The 1,825-nt window shown below is 37.0% G+C and carries 1 pseudogene; it reads left to right on the top strand.

Going from position 1 to position 1,825, the window contains the following annotated elements:
* Positions 1–156: 156 nt before the first annotated feature.
* Positions 157–1,716: pseudogene (locus tag ABH966_RS26925) on the top strand (IS1182 family transposase); the annotation flags it as partial.
* Positions 1,717–1,825 lie beyond the last annotated feature (109 nt).

Consider the following 1,825-nt stretch of genomic DNA (forward strand, 5'->3'; position numbering starts at 1 on the left):
AGAGGCTGGGACAAAACCCATCTCTAAACTAAAAAGCCGGCGAAATTTTACGATCAGTAAAATTTCACCGGCTTTCAATTTTTTTCATAAAAAATAAGGACCACTTCTGATAAAATTAAGTCACCACAACAAAATTATACAGAAAGAAGGATCCTTATGTTTAAAGATTATAACATGAATCAATTAATTTTACCTTTAGATTTAGAAGTGAAGTTACAAAAGAATGATATTGCCTTCCATGTCCACCATTTAGTTGAAAGTATACCACCTGAAGCGTTTGAATCGTTCCTTCGAAATGAGGGCTGTCCTGCCTACCATCCACGCATGATGCTTAAAATTATTTTATGTGCTTACACGCAATCTGTCTTTTCAGGGCGCAAAATTGAAGCGCTTATAAAAGATAGCCTTCGGATGATGTGGCTAGCTCAAGGATACGAACCAACCTACCGCACAATCAACCGATTTCGTGTCCAACCAGAGGTGAAAGAGTTGATTCGTCAATGCTTCGTTCAATTCCGCTGCCAGCTGGTACAGGAAGAATTAATTGACCAGGAAGCTATTTTTATTGATGGAACAAAGATTGAAGCGAATGCGAACAAATTTACATTCGTGTGGAAAAAATCGATTGAGAAATATTATAACGGACTAATTGAAAAGTCAAACCAGCTATACGACGAGCTGCTTGAAAAAGAAATTATGCCAGAAATTGAACGGGAAAATGAAAAGGAATTGGCATTGGAAGACCTCGCTCAAATGGTCGAAAAAGTAGATGAAGTGATTTCCGAATATGATCGAAAAATTGAGGACTCATCGGATGTAGCAGAGCGAAAAGCTTTAAGAACGGAACGAAAATTCCCAAAGCAAGCTCGCAAAAAATTAATCGACTATATTGAACGCAAACTAAAATATCAAAGAGACTTCGAAATCTTTGACGAACGAAATAGTTATTCGAAAACAGACCCGGATGCGACATTTATGCGTATGAAAGATGACTATATGAAAAATGGTCAATTGAAGGCTGGTTATAACATACAAGTGGCAACAGAAGGTCAGTATGCGCTTGCCTACAGCATTTTTCCGAACCCAACGGATACACGTACATTAATCCCATTTTTAGATGAAATTGAACAACATTATTTTAAGTTACCAAAACACATCGTCGCAGATGCCGGATATGGCAGTGAACAAAATTATGATGATATCCTTTCGAATCGTAAGCGAGAGGCCTTAATTACATACAACATGTATATAAAAGAACAGAAGAAAAAGTATAAGCAAAACGAATTCAATACAGCAAACTGGGATTATGATGAAGAACATGATCGATACACTTGCCCAAATCAACAACAGCTTGTATTTAAATATCGTTCTACGAAAACGGACAAGTATGATTTCACACGTGAGTTTAAGGTATACGAATGTGAAGACTGTTCCGGATGCCCCTTCCGTTCATTATGTACAAAAGCAAAAGAAGGAAATAATCGTAAGTTAATGGTGAATGAGAAGTGGGAACAACAAAAAGAATATGTGAGAGCAAAGCTTTCAGAAGAAAAAACGAGTACCATTTATCGTCAACGCAAAATTGACGTGGAACCAGTTTTTGGATTCTTGAAGGCTAATTTGCGTTTCACTCGATTTTCTGTACGAGGAAAATCGAAGGTTGAAAATGAGATGGGCCTCGCATTAATGGCCGTGAATTTAAGAAAATTCACAGCCATTAGCTAAGAGCTATATGGAGACAACATAAAAAATAGAGAAATCCGAATTTGAATTCATTCAAATTCGGATTTCTCACTAATTGAAGCTAGTTATGTCCCAGCCTCTT

This window comes from Lysinibacillus sp. RC46, assembly GCF_041262385.1.
In the GTDB taxonomy this organism is placed as follows: domain Bacteria; phylum Bacillota; class Bacilli; order Bacillales_A; family Planococcaceae; genus Lysinibacillus.